General features: G+C 42.5%; 2 protein-coding genes. Both read right to left on the bottom strand.

The features are described 5' to 3' along the window. Positions 1–414, bottom strand: a 414-nt coding sequence (locus tag AB5935_RS27505) for a Wzz/FepE/Etk N-terminal domain-containing protein (protein WP_368328040.1), incomplete at its 3' end; no start/stop codon positions are given. Positions 415–424: 10 nt separating this feature from the next. Then, the coding region (locus tag AB5935_RS27500; RefSeq protein WP_368328039.1) for a polysaccharide biosynthesis/export family protein at positions 425–1,126 on the bottom strand (702 nt) is incomplete at its 5' end.

Below are 1,126 nucleotides of genomic sequence, written 5' to 3'. Positions count from 1 at the left end.
CACCACTACGGGCGAGGTACGGTAAAGTTCCCTATTAGGAAACTCATCTTCATCCTTATAAGTCACAAACAGCCCCAAATTGTTGACCACTTCACGGGCAAGAGACTTTGATTTCAACACCTCGATTTCATTGTCTACGTTGTTCGACGAGGAAACGAAGCCGTCCAGCCCCATCTTTTCCAGTTCGGAGGACATGCTCGCACCACCGCCTTTCTTGTCATCCTTGATCAAGACTGTAGCGGATATATTATAGACAGGAGTGGCCAGACGCAGGTAGCCCCATGCGCAGGCGATACAGATTATTACAGAAACCACAAACCAGGGCCAGTGGATCAGGTAACGGAAAAGGATTTCCTGAATATTCACCTGCTCTTCCGGTTGCTCACCCCGGTTCTCTCTTTTTTCCTCAATCATATCTATATTACTATTTGAAGATTGTTACTAATAAACTTGCCAATGATACCAGAATAGAAGTAGCGGAGAACCACAAGCTGGTACTATTACCTATATCAGAGTTACGAGCTTTTGCTTTATTAGGAGTCACATAGACTATATCATTCTGCTGTAACCAATAATAAGGAGAAAGAATTGTCTCCGCCTTGTTTAAATCCAATGTCACAATTTCCTGTTTGCCATCAGCACCTTCACGAATCAGTTTTACATTGTCACGAACTCCCCAGACCGTCATGTCACCGGCCATGGCAAGAGCTTCCAACAAGTTGACTTTCTCATTGTTGATAGTAAATGTACCTGGACGGGCAACCTCACCTAATACAGAAATTTTATAGTTTACCATACGGACAGTAACTATCGGAGTCTCCTTTATGTAAGGTTTCAGTTTGTCTATTATCAGTTGTTCAGCTTCTCTTTTCGTCAGTCCACCTATTTTTAATTCACCCAGAACAGGAAAATTGATCTTGCCTTCATTATCTACCAGATAAGGTTGTAAAACAGGCTGGGTAGTCAATTGGGTGCTGGCAGTAGCCACATTGGCAGGAGTTGCCACCGTCAAGTTAAACGGAACTGCAAGTTCCGGACTAGTACATGACACTATGATAGTAAGTAAATCTTTAGGCATTATCTTGGCATCATACAAATTTTCCTGTTGATTGATATCCTTTACAAC

This window comes from Phocaeicola sp. RTP21198st1_B8_RTP21198_201120 (assembly GCF_040929485.1).
GTDB lineage: Bacteria > Bacteroidota > Bacteroidia > Bacteroidales > Bacteroidaceae > Phocaeicola > Phocaeicola dorei.
This window is presented reverse-complemented; position numbering and strand designations above follow the sequence as displayed.